The 18,004-nt window shown below is 68.8% G+C and carries 21 protein-coding genes; 18 read left to right on the top strand and 3 right to left on the bottom strand.

Going from position 1 to position 18,004, the window contains the following annotated elements; translation table 11 throughout:
- The first annotated feature begins 1 nt into the window (after position 1).
- From CCR79_RS09695 to CCR79_RS09680, 4 genes are read left to right on the top strand one after another with little or no spacing between them, the layout of a single operon-like run.
- Positions 2–634 (top strand): SPOR domain-containing protein, encoded by a 633-nt coding sequence (locus tag CCR79_RS09695; protein ID WP_201171563.1) that lies wholly within the window; start codon positions 2–4, stop codon positions 632–634.
- Complete coding sequence (locus CCR79_RS09690; RefSeq protein ID WP_201171555.1) at positions 631–1,194, top strand: CvpA family protein; 564 nt, start codon at positions 631–633, stop codon at positions 1,192–1,194. Before CCR79_RS09695 ends, CCR79_RS09690 begins: the two co-directional genes overlap by 4 nt.
- A 44-nt stretch (positions 1,195–1,238) precedes the next feature.
- Positions 1,239–2,753 (top strand): amidophosphoribosyltransferase, encoded by a 1,515-nt coding sequence (gene purF / locus CCR79_RS09685; protein ID WP_201171553.1) that lies wholly within the window; start codon positions 1,239–1,241, stop codon positions 2,751–2,753.
- A complete protein-coding gene (locus CCR79_RS09680; RefSeq protein WP_201171551.1) occupies positions 2,734–3,933 on the top strand; it encodes an O-succinylhomoserine sulfhydrylase in 1,200 nt (399 codons plus the stop codon). The genes purF and CCR79_RS09680 overlap by 20 nt, the downstream gene beginning before the upstream one ends.
- Before the next feature lie 13 nt (positions 3,934–3,946).
- Here the strand turns inward: CCR79_RS09680 and CCR79_RS09675 are convergent, their stop codons facing one another.
- On the bottom strand, positions 3,947–4,756 hold the full coding sequence (locus CCR79_RS09675; RefSeq protein WP_201171549.1) for an inositol monophosphatase family protein: 810 nt from the start codon (positions 4,754–4,756) through the stop codon (positions 3,947–3,949).
- 72 nt (positions 4,757–4,828) lie between these two features.
- On the opposite strand from CCR79_RS09675, the gene CCR79_RS09670 reads away from it, so the two are divergent.
- The 10 genes from CCR79_RS09670 to bamB all read left to right on the top strand — a co-directional run bounded on the left by CCR79_RS09670 (position 4,829) and on the right by bamB (position 12,809).
- Positions 4,829–5,563 carry an RNA methyltransferase gene (locus CCR79_RS09670; RefSeq protein WP_201171546.1) on the top strand — a complete coding sequence of 245 codons (735 nt, stop codon included), beginning with the start codon at positions 4,829–4,831 and terminating at the stop codon, positions 5,561–5,563.
- 22 nt (positions 5,564–5,585) lie between these two features.
- A complete protein-coding gene (cysE, locus tag CCR79_RS09665) occupies positions 5,586–6,374 on the top strand; it encodes a serine O-acetyltransferase (RefSeq protein WP_201171543.1) in 789 nt (262 codons plus the stop codon).
- Between the two features lie 67 nt (positions 6,375–6,441).
- The gene (locus CCR79_RS09660; RefSeq protein WP_201171540.1) at positions 6,442–6,771 is read left to right on the top strand and encodes a HesB/IscA family protein; all 330 of its coding nucleotides are present in this window, start codon (positions 6,442–6,444) and stop codon (positions 6,769–6,771) included.
- A 132-nt stretch (positions 6,772–6,903) separates the two neighbouring features.
- Positions 6,904–7,329, top strand: a complete 426-nt coding sequence (ndk, locus tag CCR79_RS09655; protein ID WP_201171538.1) for a nucleoside-diphosphate kinase — start codon at positions 6,904–6,906, stop codon at positions 7,327–7,329.
- On the top strand, positions 7,310–8,419 hold the full coding sequence (rlmN, locus tag CCR79_RS09650) for a 23S rRNA (adenine(2503)-C(2))-methyltransferase RlmN (RefSeq protein WP_207190351.1): 1,110 nt from the start codon (positions 7,310–7,312) through the stop codon (positions 8,417–8,419). Before ndk ends, rlmN begins: the two co-directional genes overlap by 20 nt.
- A complete protein-coding gene (locus CCR79_RS09645; protein WP_201171536.1) occupies positions 8,416–9,159 on the top strand; it encodes a tetratricopeptide repeat protein in 744 nt (247 codons plus the stop codon). Before rlmN ends, CCR79_RS09645 begins: the two co-directional genes overlap by 4 nt.
- Complete coding sequence (locus CCR79_RS09640) at positions 9,156–9,740, top strand: helix-turn-helix domain-containing protein (RefSeq protein WP_201171533.1); 585 nt, start codon at positions 9,156–9,158, stop codon at positions 9,738–9,740. Before CCR79_RS09645 ends, CCR79_RS09640 begins: the two co-directional genes overlap by 4 nt.
- Positions 9,741–9,744: 4 nt before the next feature.
- A complete protein-coding gene (gene hisS, locus CCR79_RS09635; RefSeq protein WP_201171530.1) occupies positions 9,745–11,016 on the top strand; it encodes a histidine--tRNA ligase in 1,272 nt (423 codons plus the stop codon).
- 27 nt (positions 11,017–11,043) lie between these two features.
- Positions 11,044–11,670: a YfgM family protein gene (locus tag CCR79_RS09630; protein WP_201171527.1), complete on the top strand. Its 627-nt coding sequence runs from the start codon at positions 11,044–11,046 to the stop codon at positions 11,668–11,670.
- Positions 11,667–12,809 (top strand): outer membrane protein assembly factor BamB, encoded by a 1,143-nt coding sequence (gene bamB / locus CCR79_RS09625; protein WP_201171524.1) that lies wholly within the window; start codon positions 11,667–11,669, stop codon positions 12,807–12,809. The genes CCR79_RS09630 and bamB overlap by 4 nt, the downstream gene beginning before the upstream one ends.
- A gap of 21 nt (positions 12,810–12,830) precedes the next feature.
- Here the strand turns inward: bamB and CCR79_RS09620 are convergent, their stop codons facing one another.
- A complete protein-coding gene (locus CCR79_RS09620; RefSeq protein ID WP_242510896.1) occupies positions 12,831–13,547 on the bottom strand; it encodes a pentapeptide repeat-containing protein in 717 nt (238 codons plus the stop codon).
- Positions 13,548–13,674: 127 nt separating this feature from the next.
- On the opposite strand from CCR79_RS09620, the gene adk reads away from it, so the two are divergent.
- The 4 genes from adk to CCR79_RS09600 are packed head-to-tail and all read left to right on the top strand — an operon-like array spanning position 13,675 to position 16,658.
- Positions 13,675–14,334 (top strand): adenylate kinase, encoded by a 660-nt coding sequence (adk, locus tag CCR79_RS09615; protein WP_201171518.1) that lies wholly within the window; start codon positions 13,675–13,677, stop codon positions 14,332–14,334.
- A 57-nt stretch (positions 14,335–14,391) separates the two neighbouring features.
- Complete coding sequence (locus CCR79_RS09610; RefSeq protein ID WP_201171515.1) at positions 14,392–15,840, top strand: NfeD family protein; 1,449 nt, start codon at positions 14,392–14,394, stop codon at positions 15,838–15,840.
- On the top strand, positions 15,833–16,438 hold the full coding sequence (gene pdxH / locus CCR79_RS09605) for a pyridoxamine 5'-phosphate oxidase (protein WP_201171512.1): 606 nt from the start codon (positions 15,833–15,835) through the stop codon (positions 16,436–16,438). The genes CCR79_RS09610 and pdxH overlap by 8 nt, the downstream gene beginning before the upstream one ends.
- A gap of 28 nt (positions 16,439–16,466) precedes the next feature.
- Positions 16,467–16,658: an H-NS histone family protein gene (locus CCR79_RS09600; protein ID WP_201171510.1), complete on the top strand. Its 192-nt coding sequence runs from the start codon at positions 16,467–16,469 to the stop codon at positions 16,656–16,658.
- On the opposite strand, the gene CCR79_RS09595 is transcribed toward CCR79_RS09600, so the two are convergent.
- The gene (locus tag CCR79_RS09595; RefSeq protein WP_201171508.1) at positions 16,655–17,980 is read right to left on the bottom strand and encodes a nicotinate phosphoribosyltransferase; all 1,326 of its coding nucleotides are present in this window, start codon (positions 17,978–17,980) and stop codon (positions 16,655–16,657) included. The genes CCR79_RS09600 and CCR79_RS09595 overlap by 4 nt on opposite strands.
- Positions 17,981–18,004: the final 24 nt, after the last annotated feature.

The raw sequence follows: 18,004 nt of genomic DNA, 5'->3' as shown, positions 1-18,004 counted from the left end.
GATGGATCCAAGCACGAAAAGACAGCTGGTTGGCGCCGCGGTCCTGGTCGCCCTGGCCGTGATCTTCCTGCCGATGATCTTCTCTGGTTCCGACGATGCCGAGGATGTGGACGTCCCCGTGGAGGTGCCTCCGCGGCCCGACGAGCAGCCGGAGCCGGAGGAACTCGCCGAGCAGCCGCCCGAGGGCCTGGAGGACGAGCCGGAGGACTTCAGCACCGACGAGCCGGTTGGGTTCGAGGAGCCGGAGGCGCCGCGGGACGGGGACGACGACGAGACCCGACGTGACGACCCCGAGGCGCGGGAGCCCGCCGCCGATGACGAAGCCGAAGACGTCGTGAGCGAAGACGACGACGTTAATGGTGTAGTGGACGAGGTGGACGGTATCGCCATTGTCAGCCGCGACCAGGGGGCGTACTCCGTCCAGGTGGGCAGCTTCCGGGAGGCGGACAACGCCGAGCGCGAACGCGATCGCATCCGCGAGCTGGGGCTACCGGCCTATATCCAGTCGGCCGAAGGGGACGGAAGCTTCCACCGCGTCCGTGTCGGGCCGGTCATGGAGCGTGACGAGGCGCAGGCGCTGCTCGAGCGCGCCGTCGATGAGGCGGGGGTCGAGGGCTACGTGGTCACGCGATGAACTGGCTGGACCTGGCCATTCTCGGTGTCATCGCCCTGTCGGCGGGGATCAGCCTGATCCGCGGTTTCGTCCGCGAGGTGCTCTCTGTGCTGGTCTGGGTGGCCGCCTTCTGGGTTGCGGTGCGCTACTCCGGGGCCGTGGCGCTGCTGCTCGAGGAGTGGATCGCATCGCCGACGATCCGCCTGGGTGCCGGTTTCGTGGTGCTTTTCGTGGGAACACTGATCCTCGGGGCGCTGCTCAACAACGCCCTGTCGGCGTTGGTGACGCGCACCGGTCTGGGCGGCACCGACCGGCTCCTAGGGGTGCTGTTCGGGGCTGCGCGCGGGGCGGTGGTGGTGGCGCTGGTGGTGCTGCTGCTCGGGTTCTCGCCGATGACCCAGGAGCGGGCCTGGGAGGAGTCCGTCGTGCTGCCGGGGATCAAGCCGTGGATCTGTCGAGCCGGCCTGGACGCCTGGCTGGAAGACTTTGATTGGCAGCCGCCTGTTGAGGGCGAGGCAATGGAGGGCTTCGATGGCTTGCCGGATTACTGGGCTGAATACTGCGCCGGCCGGCGGCCGTGAATCCGCCCGCCGTGCCGGCGCCCAGCAAGAGGTAGGAGCAATCCATGTGTGGCGTAATCGGAATGGTGGCCAAGGGGCCGGTGAACCAGGACCTCTACGAGGGGCTGACCGTGCTCCAGCACCGGGGTCAGGACGCTGCCGGGATCATCACCTATGACCAGGGGCAGCTGAGTCTGCGCAAGAGCAACGGGCTGGTCCGGGATGTCTTTCGAACCCGGCACATGATGCGCCTGACCGGCAATATCGGCATCGGCCACGTCCGCTACCCCACCGCCGGCTGCGAGAGTTCCGCCGAGGCGCAGCCCTTCTATGTCAATTCGCCCTACGGCATCTCGCTGGCGCACAACGGCAATCTGACCAATACCGAGGAGCTCAAGCAGGAGCTCTTCCGCACCGACCGGCGCCATATCAACACCAATTCCGACTCCGAGATCCTGCTCAATATCCTCGCCCACGAGCTGAGTGTCTCGCCCCACGACCGGCTCGAGCCCGGCGACCTGTTCAGCGCCGTCGAGCAGGTCCACCGACGCTGCCACGGGGCCTACTCGGCCGTGGCGATGATCAACGGCTACGGTATCCTTGCCTTCCGGGATCCTTTTGGAATCCGCCCGCTGTGCTTTGGCGAGCGCGATACCGAGCAGGGGCGGGAGTACCTGATCGCCTCCGAGAGCGTGGCCCTGGACATGCTCGGCTTCCGCCTGGTGCGCGAGGTAGCCCCGGGCGAGGCGATCTTCATCGACATGGCTGGCGAGCTCCACACCCGGCAGTGTGCCGAGGATCCGGTCCATGCGCCGTGCCTGTTCGAGTACGTCTACCTCTCCCGGCCCGACTCCATCGTCGACGGGGTGGCCGTGCACAAGGCGCGGTTGCGCATGGGTGAGCGGCTGGCCGCGAAGATCCGGCGCGAGTGGCCCGAGCACGATATCGATGTGATCATCCCGATCCCGGACACCAGCCGTACGGTGGCGATGCAGCTGGCCTATCAGCTGGGTGTGGAGTCCCGTGAGGGCTTCATCAAGAACCGCTACGTGGGGCGTACGTTCATCATGCCCGGGCAGGCGGCGCGCAAGAAGTCAGTACGTCAGAAGCTCAACCCCATTCCGCTGGAGTTCGAGGGCAAGAACGTCCTGCTGGTGGATGACTCGGTCGTCCGCGGCACCACCTCGCAGCAGTTGGTGCAGCTGGCCCGGGAGTCCGGGGCGCGGCGGGTCTACCTGGCCTCTGCGGCGCCGCCGGTGCGTTACCCCAATGTCTACGGCATCGATATGCCCGCCCCCGAGGAACTCATCGCTCACAATCGGGACGAGGCCGAGATCACCGAGGCCATCGGGGCCGACCGAATGATCTACCAGGAACTCGCTGACCTGGAGGCCGCCGTGGCCGATGGCAATCCGCAGATCCGGCAGTTCGACAGCTCGTGCTTCAATGGTCAGTACGTCACCGGTGGCGTGAGCCAGGACTACCTGCGTGGCCTGTCCCAGGCGCGGGCCGATGCCGCCAGGGAAAAGGCGCGCAGCGACCAGGACTTGGAGATCGTGGATGTGCACAACCAGGCCTGACGACGAGCCGCTCTCCGGGTTTGATTCCCGGGCGGTGCGAGCCGGGCAGGTGCGGACCGATGGCCAGGAGCAGTCGGAGCCCATCTACCCGACCTCGAGCTTCACCTTTGAGAGCGCCGCTCAGGCGGCCGCCCGGTTCTCCGGCGAGGAGCCGGGCAACGTCTACTCGCGTTTCACCAATCCAACGGTGCGGACCTTCTGCGACCGCCTGGCGGCCCTGGAGGGCGGTCAGGCCTGCGTCGGGACGGCCTCGGGCATGTCCGCGGTCCTGGCGACGTGCCTTGGCCTGCTGCAGTCCGGGGACCACGTGGTCGCGTCGCGGACCCTGTTCGGGACCACGCTGTCGCTGTTCACCAAGTACCTGCCGCGCTGGGGGATCGAGGTCAGCTGGGTGCCGTTGAGCGACGAGGGGGCCTGGGCCGGGGCGATCCAGCCGAATACGCGTCTGCTCTTCGCCGAGACGCCCTCCAACCCGCTCAACGAGGTCGCTGACATCCGCCGCCTGGCGGAGATCGCGCACGCCCACGACGCCCTGCTGGCGATCGACAACTGCTTCTGTACCCCCGCCCTGCAGCGGCCCCTGGAGCTTGGGGCCGATCTGGTGGTCCACTCGGCGACCAAGTACCTGGATGGCCAGGGGCGCTGTGTCGGCGGCGCGGTGGTGGGCGACGCCCAGCGGGTGGGCGAAGAGATCCACGGTTTCATCCGCACTGCCGGGCCGTGCATGAGTCCTTTCAATGCCTGGGTGTTTCTCAAGGGGCTGGAGACGCTTTCGCTGCGCATGCGCGCCCACAGTAGCCATGCCCAGCAGGTGGCCGAGTGGCTGCGGGATCATCCGCGGGTCGAGCGGGTCTACTACGCGGGGCTGCCGGACCATCCGCACCACCGGCTGGCGGCGGCGCAGCAGAGTGGCTTTGGCGGGATCGTTGCCTTCGAGCTGGCTGGCGGACGGGAGGCGGCCTGGCGCGTGATCGATAGCACCCGCATGCTGTCGATCACCGGCAACCTCGGCGATACCAAGTCCACCATCACGCACCCGGCGACCACCACCCACGGCACCATCACCGACGAACTGAGGGCGGCGGCCGGCATCGGCGAGGGGCTGGTCCGGATCTCCGTCGGCCTGGAGGATCCGGCGGACATCATCCGCGACCTGGAGCGCGGCCTGGGCAGCGCCTGAGCGGTCGGGTTGCTCAGGCGGTAGGCAGATCCGCCGTGTGGGCGCGGATGGTGTTCAGCAGACCGCTGTGGACCTTGGGGGCGCCGGCGACGACATGGCCGGTGGCGAGGGCGCGATCCTCGCCCGTGATGTCCGTCACAATGCCGCCGGCCTCACGGACCAGCAGGGTGCCGCCGGCGATGTCCCACGGTTTCAGGCCCAACTCGAAGTAGCCGTCCAGCCGCCCGGCGGCGACGTAGGCCAGGTCCAGTGCCGCGGAGCCGGCACGGCGCATGTCTTCGGCGTGCTCGGTCAGGGCGGAGAACATCCGCAGGTAGGCCGGCATCAGGGCCTGGTTCTTGAACGGAAAGCCGGTCCCGATCATCGCCCCGTCCACCCCGCGGCGCTGCGGTACGCGGATGCGGCGGCCGTCGAGCTGCGCCCCGTTGCCCCGTGAGGCGGTGAACAGCTCTTGGCGCAGCGGGTCGTAGACGGCGGCTGCCTCCAGCTGGCCGTCCTTCTGCACAGCGATCGACACGCCGATGTGGGGGTAGCCGCGGAGGAAGTTCGCCGTCCCGTCCAGCGGGTCGATGATCCACGTATACTCCGCCTCACCCTGCGCGCGCCCCTGCAGGCCACTCTCCTCGGCGAGTATGGCGTGCTGCGGGTAGGCGCGCTGGATGGTCTGCACGATCGCCGCCTCGGCCTGGCGATCGATGTCGCAGACGAAGTCGTAGCGTCCCTTGGTCTCGACCCGGACGCGGTCGAGGCGGTCGATGTTGCGGACGATTAGATCACCACCAGCCCGTGCGGCACGGACTGCGATGTTGACCATTGGGTGCATCGGGAAAGCTCCTACGCTGGACGCGGTACAGGATAACAGCAAAACTGATGCGATTCAGACCGGGAGGCCATCTTGAGCCTTGAGCGCACTCGTATTGTGTTGGTCGGGACCACGCACCCCGGCAATATCGGCGCCGCCGCGCGCGCCATGCGCACCATGGGGCTGCGGGATCTGTGTCTGGTGGATCCGCAGTGCGACCCCGATGACCCGGAGGCCGTCGCGCGGGCGGCCGGGGCCGGCGAGGTTCTGGAGCAGGCGCAGCGCTATCCGGATCTCGCCTCGGCGCTGGCCGGCTGTCGTCTGGCCTTCGGGCTCTCGGCGCGTATCCGCGCCGAGCGGCAGCCCCGGCTGGCGCTGCGCCCGGCGGCCGAGTCGGCCGCCGCTGAGGGGGGCGAAGGGGGGTTGGCGTGGGTCTTCGGTCGGGAGCGCACCGGCCTGACCAACGCCGAGCTGGATCATTGCCACTACCTCGTGCAGATCCCGACCGACGCGGATTACAGTTCCCTGAATGTGGCTCAGTCCGTGCAGCTGGTAGCGTGGGAGCTGCGCATGGCGGCCGAGGTGGGGGGCGCACCGCCGCAGCCCGAGACGGAAGAGCCGCCCGCCGCCGTGGATACGCTGGAGCGCTTCTTCGTTCACCTGGAGGAGATGGCCGGTCGAGTCGGCTACCTGGACCGGCACAACCCCGCGCTGACCATGCGGCGGTTGCGCAACATCTTCCGCCGTGCGCGGTTGACCGAGGACGAGGTGCGGATGCTGCGCGGGCTGCTCAGCCACGTGCTCAATCCGCGCCGCTGGCGCAAGTAGGACCGTTGTAAAGGGTAAATGGATGCTGCGACGCCTGCGTGAGGACATCCGGTGTGTCATGGATCGCGATCCGGCCGCCCGGAACGCCTTCCATGTGGTGACCACCTATCCCGGTTTCCACGCCCTGATCCTGCACCGCATCAGCGCGCGGCTCTGGCGCTGGCGGCTGCGATGGCTGGCGCGCATGCTGGGGCTGTTCAGCCGCTGGGTCACGGGGATCGAGATCCACCCGGCGGCGCGCATCGGCCGGCGCTTCTTCATCGACCACGGCATGGGGGTGGTCATTGGCGAGACTGCAGACATCGGCGACGACGTCACCCTCTACCACGGCGTCACCCTGGGCGGGACCAGCTGGCAGTCGGGCAAGCGCCACCCGACCCTGGGCAATGACGTCGTGGTCGGCGCCGGCGCCAAGCTGCTTGGACCCATCCGTGTGGGTGGCGGGGCGCGCATCGGCTCGAATGCTGTGGTGCTCAAGGATGTCCCCGACGGGGCGACTATGGTGGGGATCCCGGCGCGCCAGGTCGGCGAGCGCAAGCGCGACGTTGACGGGGACGAGCAGCGAGCCCGGGTGGCGCGGCGAATTGGCTTCGATGCTTACGGGACCACCGAGATGCCGGACCCGGTGGCCCAGGCGGTGAACGCGATCCTCGATCATATCCACGTCACCGATCGGCGCATTGAGGAGCTGTGCAGCGCCGTGCAGCAGATGGGCGGGCGGCTTGAAGAGACCCGCGTGCCGGATCTGGAGGTCGACGAGACGTCGGTCGAGAAGGCGTGCGGCGAGCACCACCGGGACGCTTCCCGCTAGCTGCCGGAACCCCCTAGAATGCAGACAGATGCGCCGTTACGGCGCGCCCAGTGACAGGAGGCAAGTCATGCCCGTAACCCTGACCGAACGTGCCGCGCGGCATGTCGAGAAGATGCTCGCCAGCCAGGATGCTGACCGGGCCCACGGCCTGCGCCTGGGGATCAAGGCCAGTGGCTGCTCCGGCTTCGCCTACGTGGTCGATTACGCCGAGGAGATCGGCGATCAGGATCTTGTCGTCGAGAGCCACGGGGTGAAGGTGGTGATGGCGCAACAGCACCGGCCGTTTCTGGAAGGCACCGAGGTGGACTACGTGCGCGACGGTATCAATTACCGTTTCGATTTCCGCAACCCGAACGTCCGCGATCTGTGTGGGTGCGGCGAGAGCTTTGCCGTGTGAACGGCCCAACCGCGGCGAGATTGTCGGCGCCCGGAACGGAGGGGTAGACTGTCCGACTGCCCAAGGCGCCGCAGCATTCCAGCGCTGCGGCTTTTTTGTTGAACGCGAGCATTCATCAGTCAGGAGATCCTAATGGCCGTCGAGCGAACCCTTTCCATCATCAAGCCGGATGCCGTAGCGCAGAACGCGATCGGCGAGATCCTTGCCCGCTTCGAGCGCTCTGGCCTGCGCGTGGTGGCTGCGCGCATGGTTCGGCTGAGCACCGAGCAGGCCGAGAGCTTCTACGCTGTGCACAGGGAGCGTCCGTTCTTCAATGACCTGGTCGGCTTCATGACCTCCGGGCCGGTGATGGTGCAGGTTCTCGAGGGCGAGGACGCCATCCGCAAGAACCGCGAGATCATGGGCGCCACCAACCCCAAGGAGGCGGCTGCAGGCACCCTCCGCCACGACTACGCGGAGAGCATCGATGCCAATGCGGTCCACGGGTCGGACAGCCCCGAGACGGCGGAACAGGAGATCGAGTTCTTCTTCAAGGCCGATGAGATCTGCTCCCGCTGACCACGAGGCGGTGCACGCCGAGCGCCAGTCGGGCCCGGTCGAGCTGCTCGGGCTCGATCGGCCGCGGCTGGCCGCTTTCTTCGATGCCCTGGGCGAAAAGCGGTTCCGCGCCCGGCAGATGATGCAGTGGCTGCATCAGCGCCACGTCTACGATTTCGACGAGATGACCGACCTGAGCAAGGCGCTGCGCCAGCGGCTGCGCGAGAACGCCCGGGTCGGTCTGCCCGAGGTGGCCGCCGACCAGCAGGCCAGCGACGGCACCCGCAAGTGGGTGGTGCGCCTGGCCGACGGCAACTGTGTCGAGGCCGTCTACATCCCGGAGCCGAAGCGTGGGACGCTGTGCGTCTCCTCGCAGGCCGGCTGCCCGATGGGCTGCACCTTCTGCGCTACGGCGGAGGGCGGGTTCTCGCGGAATCTCAGCGCCGCCGAGATCGTCGGTCAGGTTCACATCGCGCGCCGCCACCTGCCGGAGGGGGCGATCACCAACATCGTCTTCATGGGCATGGGCGAGCCGCTGCTCAACTTCGACCCGGTCATCTCGGCGTCGCGGGTGTTCACCGACGATTTCGGGTTCGTTCTCTCCAAGCGTCGGGTCACGATCTCGACCTCGGGAGTGGTCCACGCCATCGAGCGGATGCAGCGCATCACGGACGTGAGTCTGGCGGTCTCACTGCACGCTCCGAATAACGAGCTGCGCAACGAGCTGGTTCCGCTCAATCGCAAGAACCCTCTGGAGCGCCTGCTGCCGGCCTGCCACGCGTACATCGCCGACAAGCCCCATAGGCGCATCACCTGGGAGTACGTCATGCTCGATGGGGTCAACGACCAAGACGAGCACGCCCGGGAGCTGATCGAGCGGCTGCGGGGGATTCCGTCCAAGGTGAACCTGATCCCGTTCAATCCCTACCCGGGGGCACGCTACGGCCGCTCGCCACAGCGGCGGGTGCGCCGCTTCGCGGATCGACTGCTCGAGCACGGCCTGACCGCGACCATCCGCGAAACCCGTGGTGATGATATCGATGGGGCGTGCGGCCAGCTCGTCGGCGAGATCCGCGATGCGCGGCCCAGTAAGGTGGCGGGAACGGCGTGAAGCGCACGGGGCCCATGCTGGCGGCCCTGCTGGCGGTCGGGTGCGCTGCCGGGCCCGAGATGCCGGATGACCAGCGCGCAGCCGACAGCCACGCCGGGGCAGGGCTTCATCTGATCGCCCATGCGCAGCCGGAGGCCGCCCGCTCGCGCCTGGAGCGGGCGTTGCAGATCGATGGAGAACACCCACAGGCGCTTTCCGGCATGGGGCTCGTGGCCGAGTCGCAGGGCGATCTGGAGATGGCCCACGAATACCATCGGCGTGCCGCGCAGGCCGCTCCGGACTCGGGGCCTATCCTGAACAACCGGGGGCGGAGTCTGTGCCGTGCCGGGCAAGTGGATGAGGCGCTGGAGGTCTTCGGGGATGCCGCCGGGGCGGGTGGCTATGATTCCGCCGAAGTGCCGTTGACCAACGCCGCCCGCTGCGCCCTCGATGCGGGGCGCGAGGATGCCGCTGCCCGCCGCGCCGATGCTGCCGTCGAGGCGGCACCGGGGTTTGCCCCGGCGCGTGTGGTGCGCGGGGAGCTGCGTTACCGCCAGGGGGCGCTGGAGGCGGCCGCCGAAGACTTGGAACGTGCCCGTGACAGCGGTGGCGCCGGGGCGCGCGGCCTTTACTGGTCGGCACGCGTGGCGGCCGAGCAGGGGCGGCCGGAGGAGGCGGCCGCCTTCGCCGAGATGCTGGCCGAGCGTTTCCCTGGTTCGGGGTGGAACGAACGTTTGCACGCGGATGAGGTCGGGCCATGACTGATGAAACGGGGCAGGACGACAGCGACGGGGCGCGGCCCCGGGCCGATGCCCCGGATGATGCCGGGGACAAGGGCGCCCGGCCGTCGCCGGGGCAGCAACTGCGCCGCGCCCGTGAGGCGCAGGGGCGTACCGTGCGTGCGGTGGGGTCGAGTCTCAACCTGTCGGCGGACCGGGTGACGGCCCTCGAGGAAGATGACGACGAACGTCTGCCGCCGCCAACCTTCGTGCGCGGTTACCTACGCGCCTATGCGCGCCTGGTCGAACTCGATCCCGAGGCGGTGGTCGAGGCGTACAACCGGCGCCGGGGCAGCGATCCGGCCAGCGAGGAGCGGGCCGTGGGCAATGTGGGAGCCGTTGAGCCCCGACCGGCCGGGCGCCGCCGGCGGCGCTGGTTGCCGTTGATGCTCCTTGTGCTGCTGCTCGCCGTGGCCGTGGTGATGACCGCAATCCTGCTCGATGGTGGCGAGCCGGAACCGACAGGCCCGGGCGAGGACGGTGCACAGGCCCGGGAGGCCTCCGCCGCGCAGGTGGGCACGCCGGTCGCCGGTGTGCCTTGGACGTCGATGGAGTCGGAGTAGCGTTTTGTCAAAAAAGGGGATTCAGAGCGTTCGCGGGTTCTCGGATATCCTTCCGGAGGAGAGCCCGCTGTGGCAGCGCGCCGAGTCGGTGATCCGCCGGGTCCTGGAGGCCTACGGTTATCGCGAGATCCGGCTGCCGGTGCTCGAGCGCACCGAGCTGTTCAGCCGGTCCATCGGTGAGGTCACCGATATCGTCGAGAAGGAGATGTACACCTTCGACGATCGCAATGGCGACAGCGTCACGTTGCGCCCTGAGGGTACGGCCGGCTGTGTACGCGCCGGCATCCAGTCCGGTCTGCTGCACAATGCCGAGCCGCGGCTCTGGTACGCCGGCCCCATGTTCCGGCACGAGCGGCCGCAGAAGGGGCGGCTGCGGCAGTTCCATCAGGTCGGGGCCGAGGTTTTCGGGATCCCCGGGCCCGAGCTCGACGCCGAGATGATCATCATGACCGCGCGCATGCTGCGTGAGCTGGGACTGCCCGATGTGCGCCTGCAGCTCAATTCGCTCGGCACCCCGGAGAGCCGCGCGGCCCATCGCGAGGAGTTGGTCGCCTACCTGCGCCGCCACGAGGACCGGCTCGACGAGGACGCGCGGCGACGCCTGGAGACAAATCCGCTGCGCATCTTCGACAGCAAGAACCCGGAAGTGCAGCAGATCATGGCCGATGCGCCACGGCTGATGGACTGCCTCGATGCTACCTCGGCGGAACACTTCGACACGGTACGGAACCTGCTTGAGCGGGCCGGCGTCGAATACGAGGTGAATCCCTCGCTGGTGCGGGGGCTCGACTACTACACGCGCACGGTCTTCGAATGGGTGACCGATCGACTCGGTGCCCAGGGCACGGTCTGCGCCGGCGGGCGCTTCGACGGGCTGGTCGAGCAGCTCGGTGGCCGCCCGACCCCGGCGATCGGTTTCGCCCTGGGATTGGAGCGGTTGGTGGCGTTGCTCGAGGAACAGGGGGTGCCCGGTCAGGGCGGGGTGCCCCACGCCTACCTGGTGGTGGCCACCGAGGTCGGGGCCGGGCTGGAGACGGCTGAGGCCCTGCGTGACGCGCTGCCGGAACTGCGTCTGCAGACCCATGCCGGCGGTGGCGGCTTTAAGGCGCAGCTCAAGCGCGCCGACCGCAGTGGTGCCCGGGTGGCCCTGATTCTCGGTGACGAGGAGCATGCGGCCGGTGCACTGACGATCAAGGATCTGCGTGGCGAAGACGGGCAGCAGCGGCTGCCCTTCGACGACGCAGTCAAATATCTGCGAGGGCTGATCGGGGCGTAGCCCCGGTCGCTGGCAAGGGGACTGGAGATGGAGCGCACCGACGACGAACAGCTTCAGCAGCTCAAGGACTGGTGGCGGCGCAACGGTGGGTCGATCATGCTGGGTTTGACCGCGGCGCTGCTGATCGTGGCCGGCTGGTGGGGCTACGGCACCTGGCAAGAGCGAGGCGCGCAGCAGGCCGCCGCGGCCTACGCCGAGTTCCTGCAGGCCACCCGGTCCGGTGAGCCCGAGATGGCCGAGCAGGCGGGCCAGCGGGTGCTCGACGATCACGCCCGCAGCGGTTACGCAGGGCTGACTGCGTTGCGCATGGCCCGTATCCAGGCCGAAGCCGGCGCGTACCGGCGTGCGGCGGAGACGCTCGGCTGGTTGATCGACAACGCCGACCATAGCGCCATGGCGGAGCTCGCCCGGCTGCGCCAGGCCCGGGTCCTCGGCGAGGTTGACGCGGAGGAGGCCCTGGCGGCGCTGGAGGGTTCTGTCTCGGCTGGTTTTGCGGCCGCCTATGCCGAGCTGCGTGGTGACCTGCTCCGCGAGCTCGGTCGCTATGACGAGGCCACCGAAGCATATCAGCAGGCGCTGGATCAGGAAGGATTGGGCGCACAGTCACGCGAGCTGGTCCGCCTGAAGCTGCAGGCCGTGGAGAGTGAGGCGTGATCCGCGCGGGACTGCGTTCCATCGGGGTTGCTGCGGTGCTCGGCATGGCGGCCGGTTGCGCGCTGCAGGATCCGCTGCCCAACCCGCAGGTCGAGGCCACCGACACGCTGGATGTCGAACTGGTCTGGAGCGGGCGGCCGGTGGGTAGCCTGGAGTCCGGCGCCTTCGCTCTGGAGCCGGCTTACGCGGACGGCGTGCTGTACGTGGCTGACGCCCGCGGCTGGGTCCGGGCCCTCGATGCCGAGACCCGCGAGGGGCTGTGGCACGATCGCCTAAACCGTCCCCTGTCCGCCGGTCCGGTGGTCGCCGGTGACCGCTTGCTGGTGGGGGATCGCAAGGGGCGGGTCTACGCGTACGAACGGGACAGCGGCGAGCCGGCGTGGATGACCGGCCTCTCGGCCCAAGTGCTGGCGAGCCCGCGCTACACCCGCGGGATGGTGGTGGCGCGTAGCGCCGATGGCCGGATCTACGGCCTCGACGCCGAGGACGGGTCGCGGCAGTGGATCTTCGACCGCAGCATCCCCGCCCTGACCCTGCGTCGCAACAGCGCGCCGGCGGTCAGCGGCGGTACCGCGGTGGTGGGTCTGCAGAACGGGCGACTGGTGGCGCTGAACGTGGCCGATGGCAGCGTGCGCTGGGAGCACACCCTCACCGAGCCGCGGGGACGGACTGAACTCGAGCGTATGTCGGACATCGCCGCCGATCCGGTCATTCACCGCGGTGCCGCCTACGCCGTGGCCTATCAGGGGGCGATCGGTTCGGTCCGCATCGCCAGCGGGGCCCAGGCCTGGAGCCGGGATGTGGCAAGCCATCGAGGGCTGGTCGCTCAGGGCGAGGAGGTCTACCTGGCCGCCGATGACGGGCGGGTCTGGGCCTTCGATCGGCGTAACGGTGCCACCGCCTGGCGACAGGAGGCCCTCGAGGGGCTGGCCCTAACGCGCCCTGTGGTCCACGAGGGCTACCTGGTGATGGGCGACGATGCCGGACACGTCAACTGGCTGCGCCTGCGCGACGGAGAGCTGGTGGCGCGGGAGCGCCTCTCTGACGTGCCCCTGGAGAGGCCTCCGGTGGTCACCGGCGACGGCGATGTCTACGTCTTGGATGCCCGCGGCCGCATGACGGCGCTGCGCCTGCATTAGGCGCGGCGCCTGCGGGCGCCGCTACTGGCACTCCCCCACGGAGGTGGGGCGGCAGCGCCGGCCGTCGGTCCACAGGGTGCTGCCGAGGCGGGCCTCGGTGAACTCGGCGCCGCTGAGGTCCGCGCCGCGCAGGTCGGCCCGCCCCAAGTCGGCGTCCGTGAAGTCCACATCGACTAGGTTCGCATCGCGCAGATCCACTTGCCGCATCTCCGCTCCCGAGAGGTTGGCCCCCTCTAGATCCGCGCCGTTGAGATCGGCCCCGGCCAGCTTCGCCCTCGCTGCCTGCAGCTCGCGCAGGCCCGTGCGCCGCAGCGAGGCACCGCTCAGATCGGCGTCCTGCAGGCTGGCGCCGCGCATGCGGGCGCTGTTGAGGTCGATACCGGTGGCGATGGCGCCGTCGAGCCGGGCACCCTCAAAATCGGCGCGGCCTGCCCGGGCGTCTCGCAGGTCGCTGCCCGAGAGGTCGGCGTCGGTAAAATCCCCGGAGCTCAGCCGGGCCCGCGACAGGTTGGCGTCGCGCAGGTTGACGCCGGCGGCGCTGACACTGGTCAGGTCTGCCCGCCGCAGGTGGGCCCCCTCCAGGTTGGCCCCTTCCAGTCGGCTGCGTCCGAGTACCGCCCCCTCTAGGTCCTCACCGGCGAGCTGTGCCTCGCTCAGGTCGCAGTTGAACCAGTTGACGCCGGGGGCGGGCGCGTCATTGCAGGTGGCCAGGGCCGGTGATACGCTCGCGCCCAACATCGCCACCGCGGCGACTCTGCATACGTGCCGTCTCATCAGCCTTTCGTCTTCTTGTTCGTTTGCGTTCGTGTCGCAGGCCCCTCGGCCTCGACGGCATATCCCACTAAACGATATACGAGGTGAATCAATGCGGCTCATTCTATTAGGCCCTCCGGGCGCCGGGAAAGGTACGCAGGCTGCCCATATCTGTGAGGCCTTCGGCATCCCTCAGATCTCCACCGGTGACATGCTGCGCGCCGCCGTCAAGGCCGGCACCCCGCTCGGGCAGCAGGCCAAGAAGATCATGGATGAGGGTGGCCTCGTGTCGGACGATATCATCCTTGGCCTGATCGAGGAGCGGGTCGCTCAGCCAGACTGCGGCAACGGCTTCCTGTTCGATGGTTTCCCGCGGACGATCGCCCAGGCGGATGGCCTGAACGAGCAGGGGATCGGCATCGATGCCGTGGTCGAGATCCAGGTGCCCGACGAGGAGATCGTCGATCGGATGGCCGGGCGGCGCGTCCATCCCGGTTCCGGGCGGGTCTACCACATCAAGCACAATCCGCCCCGCGAAGAGGGCAAGGACGACGTCACCGGCGAAGACCTGGTCCAGCGCGATGACGATCGCGAGGAAACCGTCCGCCACCGCCTTTCGGTGTATCACGAGCAGACTCGGCCGCTGGTCGACTACTATTCCCAGTGGGCGCAAAAGGGTGGTGCCGATGCGCCCGCCTACATCACCGTCGACGGGCAGCGGCCCGTGGAGACGGTGCGGGACGAGATCCTCGCCGCGCTCAAGGCGCGTTGATCGGACAGGCGGCGAGGGCTTGTCGGCCCTCGCCGCTTTCTGGAGGTGTGCCTGGCCATGTGGATTCGACGTCTGCTTGCCGTCCTGCTCGCCTACTTCCTCTCGGCCGTGCCGCTGGGCAGTGCCGAGACAACGCCGGACGCCGATGAGGAAGCGGCCGGTACGGCGCTGATGCTCGAGGTCAAGGGGCCCATCGGCCCGGCAACCACCGACTATATCGTCCGCGGCCTCGCCGAGGCGCAGGAGCGCGGCGCCAGGCTGGTCATCCTGCGCATGAACACCCCGGGCGGCCTCGATGACGCCATGCGCGACATCATCAGCGAGATCCTCGCCAGCGAAATCCCCGTGGCCACCTATGTCGCGCCCAGTGGTTCCCGGGCGGCGAGTGCCGGGACCTACATCCTCTACGCCTCCCATGTTGCGGCCATGGCGCCGGCAACCAACCTGGGTGCGGCCACGCCGGTGCAGATCGGCGGTGGCGGTGGTGGGATCTTCCCCGGCGGGGACGACGAGGAGCGCGACGGCGAGGGCTTCGACGAACTCCAGGATCTGCTCGGCGAGGACGACGACGAGGAAGCCCGCGACGAGGACGAGCCGGCGGAAGAGCGGGCGGACGAGCGCCCGGATGCCATGGAGCGCAAGATCATTGAGGACGCGGTCTCCTACATCAAGGGCCTGGCCGAGCTGCGCGGGCGCAACGCCGAGTGGGCGGAGAAGGCGGTGCGCGAGTCGGTGAGCGCCTCGGCCAGCGAGGCGGCCGAGCTGGGGGTGATCGACTTTGTCGCCGAGGACGTGGACGAACTCCTCGCCAAGGCCGACGGCATGGTGGTCAAGTTCCCGGTGGGCGAGCGCGCCATCGAGACCGCCGGTCTGGAGGTGGAGCTGCTCGAGCCGGATTGGCGCAACCGCCTGCTGGCGGTGATCACCAATCCCAACGTGGCCTATATCCTGATGCTGGTCGGGATCTACGGCATCATCTTCGAGCTGATCAATCCCGGCTCCCTGGTGCCGGGGGTGCTCGGCGGCATCAGCCTGCTGCTGGCGCTTTACGCCTTCCAGGCCCTGCCGATCACCTACGCCGGGTTGGGGCTGATCGGGCTGGGGATCGCCTTCATGATCGCCGAGGCGTTCATGCCCAGTTTCGGGATCATGGGCATCGGTGGAGCCGTTGCCTTTGTGCTCGGTTCGATCATGCTGTTCGATACCGATCTCGAGGCCTTCCAGGTCTCGATCGGCCTGATCGCCGGGTTTACGGTCGCTAGCCTGATCGTCTTCACCGGGGTGGCCACCATGGCCGCTCGGGCGTGGCGACGGCCGAAGCTCGGCGGGGCCGATGAGCTGATCGATGCCGAGGCCATCGCCGAGGAGGCTTTCGATGCCACGGGCCATGTGCGCTACGCCGGCGAGCGCTGGAATGCCGTGGCGGTCCGCCCGGTGCGTAGCGGTCAGCGGGTGCGGGTGGTCAGCAAGGAGGGACTGACGTTGAGGGTCGAACCCAATGAGTGAACCGGGGATGGATTCGGACACGATCTACCAGGAGGCGCTGAGCCGGGTGCACCAGGTGCTGGAGCGGGCCCGGGCCACGGACCTGCCGGAGCCTACCGCCGGCGTTCTGGCGACGGTCGGCCCCGACGGCTGGCCGGCGGCGCGGACGGTGTTGCTCAAACAGCTGGACCACCAGGGCGCCGTGTTCTACACCAATCGCAACAGCCGCAAGGGGCAGCACCTGGCGGCCAATCCCCGCGCGGCGCTGTGCTTCCATTTCCAGCCCCTCTACGAGCAGGTCGAGATTCGCGGCGTGGTAGCAGCGGTGAGTGCGAGTGAGGCGGACCACTACTGGGCGCAGCGGGAGCGGCTCAGCCAGCTGGGAGCGTGGGCCTCGCATCAGTCCGACCCGCTGGCCAGCCGTCACGAGCTGGAGGCCCGCCTGGAGGAGGTCGAGTCGCGCTTCCCGGAGCGGGTGCCGCGTCCCCCGCACTGGTCCGGTTACCGTATAATCCCGTCCAGTATCGAACTCTGGTCGGCCGGTGACGGACGCCTGCATCAGCGCGAGCGATACGAGCACCGACCGGACGGCTGGAGCCATTTCCTGCTCAATCCGTGATGGGCGTATCGGGCCGAAAGGGAGCGTGATGGAGGATCTGTCCAGGTACTCGGTGGAGCAGTTGCGCGACCTGCGCAAGGATGTGGAACGCGAGATCGAGCGCCGTCGCCGGGAGAACATCGTCCAGGCGCGGCGCGAGCTGAAAGCCATCGCCGAGCGCTACGGATTCGCCCTCAGCGATCTGCTTGAGGGCATGCGCGGGACGGGGGACTCCGGCTAGTGGCGCTGGCGGTCCGTGGCCTCGGCGCAGGCGCGCAGCCGGGTGGAGACCTCCACAGGGTAGAGGTCCGGCTCCGCCTCCAGCGCGCGGCAGGCCTCGGGCAGGGCGGCGAGCCCCTCCCGCACCCGCTCGCGGATGGCGGCGGTGCCCTCCGGGGAGCGGGTACGCTGGCCGCCGTCCATGACTTCGGTGAGCAATGGCGCCCCGGGCAGCTCCTCCTCGGCCAGGCAGAGGGTGTCGCCGGCGGCCACACCATCGACGAAGCGCCGCCGGACCTGCTTGCGGCCCGGCCAGTGCATCTTCCCCACGGAGCGTTTGCGCCGGGCAACGCCGCGATACTCCTGTAGCTTGTACGCCATGTCCAGGTGGGGCTGATCGGCGGCGGTGTCCATCCGTGTGCCCAGGCCGAAACCGTCGATGGGGGCTGCGTCGGCGCGCAGGCGGGCGATGGCATACTCATCCAGGTCACCGCTGACCAGGATGCGCACCTGCTCCAGCCCACCCTCGTCCAGGATGCGGCGCACGCGTCTGGCTTCGGCCCCGAGGTCGCCGCTGTCGATGCGCACGCCGTGGACGGGGTGGCCCTCCCGGGCAAGCTGGACCGTCTTCCGAGCCCCGTCGGCGGTGTCGTAGGTGTCGATCAGCAGCACCACGTTCCGCGGATGGGCGGTGGCGAAGGCGCGGAAGGCGTCGATCTCGCGGTCGAAGGCGAGCACGTAGGAGTGGGCCATTGTGCCCACGGTGGGGATGTCGTACCGGGCGCCGGCCAGACAGGTGGCGGTGCCGGCGTAGCCGGCGATCCAGGTGCTGCGTGCAGCGGCCATGGCGGCCTCGGCGCCGTGGGCGCGGCGCATGCCGAAGTCCACCAGGCTGCCGCCCCCGGCGGCCAGTACCGCGCGGGCGGCCTTGCTGGTGAGCAGGCTGTGCAGGTGGACTAGGTTCATGACCCGGCTCTCGATCAGCTGGGCCTCGGGCAGCGGGGCGGTCACACGCAGGATCGGCTCCTGGGGGAAGAGGATGGTGCCGTCCGGCACGGCCTCGACGTGACCGGTAAAGCGCAGCTGTGCCAGTTCTTCGGCCAAGCCGGCGCGGAAGTGTCCGCAGGTCCGGATCCAGTCCAGCTCCGCGTCGCCAAAGCGCATCTCCGTCAGCCAGTCGACCACTGCCTCGATGCCCGCGGCGATGTAGAAACCGCGCCCCGGGGGCAGCTTGCGGCTGAACAGCTCGAAGGAGGCCGGGGCGTCCATGCCCTGCTGGAGGTAGCTGTCGACCATGGTCAGCTGGTAGAGGTCGGTCAGCAGCGGGCTGTGGGCCGGTTCCATGAGAGCTCCCTCGGATGGTGCGAA

It is taken from the genome of Halorhodospira halophila, from assembly GCF_016653405.1.
Lineage (GTDB): Bacteria > Pseudomonadota > Gammaproteobacteria > Nitrococcales > Halorhodospiraceae > Halorhodospira > Halorhodospira halophila_A.
The sequence above is the reverse complement of the archived record's forward strand: the minus strand, read 5'-3'. Positions and strand labels throughout refer to the sequence as shown.

Bases quoted from the DNA above. Each gene is read 5' to 3' on its own strand.
- CCR79_RS09695 (WP_201171563.1), top strand. From the start codon at position 2: ATGGATCCAAGCACGAAAAGACAGCTGGTTGGCGCCGCGGTCCTGGTC.
- CCR79_RS09690 (WP_201171555.1), top strand. From the start codon at position 631: ATGAACTGGCTGGACCTGGCCATTCTCGGTGTCATCGCCCTGTCGGCG.
- purF (WP_201171553.1), top strand. From the start codon at position 1,239: ATGTGTGGCGTAATCGGAATGGTGGCCAAGGGGCCGGTGAACCAGGAC.
- CCR79_RS09680 (WP_201171551.1), top strand. From the start codon at position 2,734: ATGTGCACAACCAGGCCTGACGACGAGCCGCTCTCCGGGTTTGATTCC.
- CCR79_RS09675 (WP_201171549.1), bottom strand. From the start codon at position 4,756: ATGCACCCAATGGTCAACATCGCAGTCCGTGCCGCACGGGCTGGTGGT.
- cysE (WP_201171543.1), top strand. From the start codon at position 5,586: ATGCTGCGACGCCTGCGTGAGGACATCCGGTGTGTCATGGATCGCGAT.
- CCR79_RS09660 (WP_201171540.1), top strand. From the start codon at position 6,442: ATGCCCGTAACCCTGACCGAACGTGCCGCGCGGCATGTCGAGAAGATG.
- ndk (WP_201171538.1), top strand. From the start codon at position 6,904: ATGGCCGTCGAGCGAACCCTTTCCATCATCAAGCCGGATGCCGTAGCG.
- rlmN (WP_207190351.1), top strand. From the start codon at position 7,310: ATGAGATCTGCTCCCGCTGACCACGAGGCGGTGCACGCCGAGCGCCAG.
- CCR79_RS09640 (WP_201171533.1), top strand. From the start codon at position 9,156: ATGACTGATGAAACGGGGCAGGACGACAGCGACGGGGCGCGGCCCCGG.
- CCR79_RS09630 (WP_201171527.1), top strand. From the start codon at position 11,044: ATGGAGCGCACCGACGACGAACAGCTTCAGCAGCTCAAGGACTGGTGG.
- CCR79_RS09620 (WP_242510896.1), bottom strand. From the start codon at position 13,547: ATGTTGGGCGCGAGCGTATCACCGGCCCTGGCCACCTGCAATGACGCG.
- adk (WP_201171518.1), top strand. From the start codon at position 13,675: ATGCGGCTCATTCTATTAGGCCCTCCGGGCGCCGGGAAAGGTACGCAG.
- CCR79_RS09610 (WP_201171515.1), top strand. From the start codon at position 14,392: ATGTGGATTCGACGTCTGCTTGCCGTCCTGCTCGCCTACTTCCTCTCG.
- pdxH (WP_201171512.1), top strand. From the start codon at position 15,833: ATGAGTGAACCGGGGATGGATTCGGACACGATCTACCAGGAGGCGCTG.
- CCR79_RS09600 (WP_201171510.1), top strand. From the start codon at position 16,467: ATGGAGGATCTGTCCAGGTACTCGGTGGAGCAGTTGCGCGACCTGCGC.
- CCR79_RS09595 (WP_201171508.1), bottom strand. From the start codon at position 17,980: ATGGAACCGGCCCACAGCCCGCTGCTGACCGACCTCTACCAGCTGACC.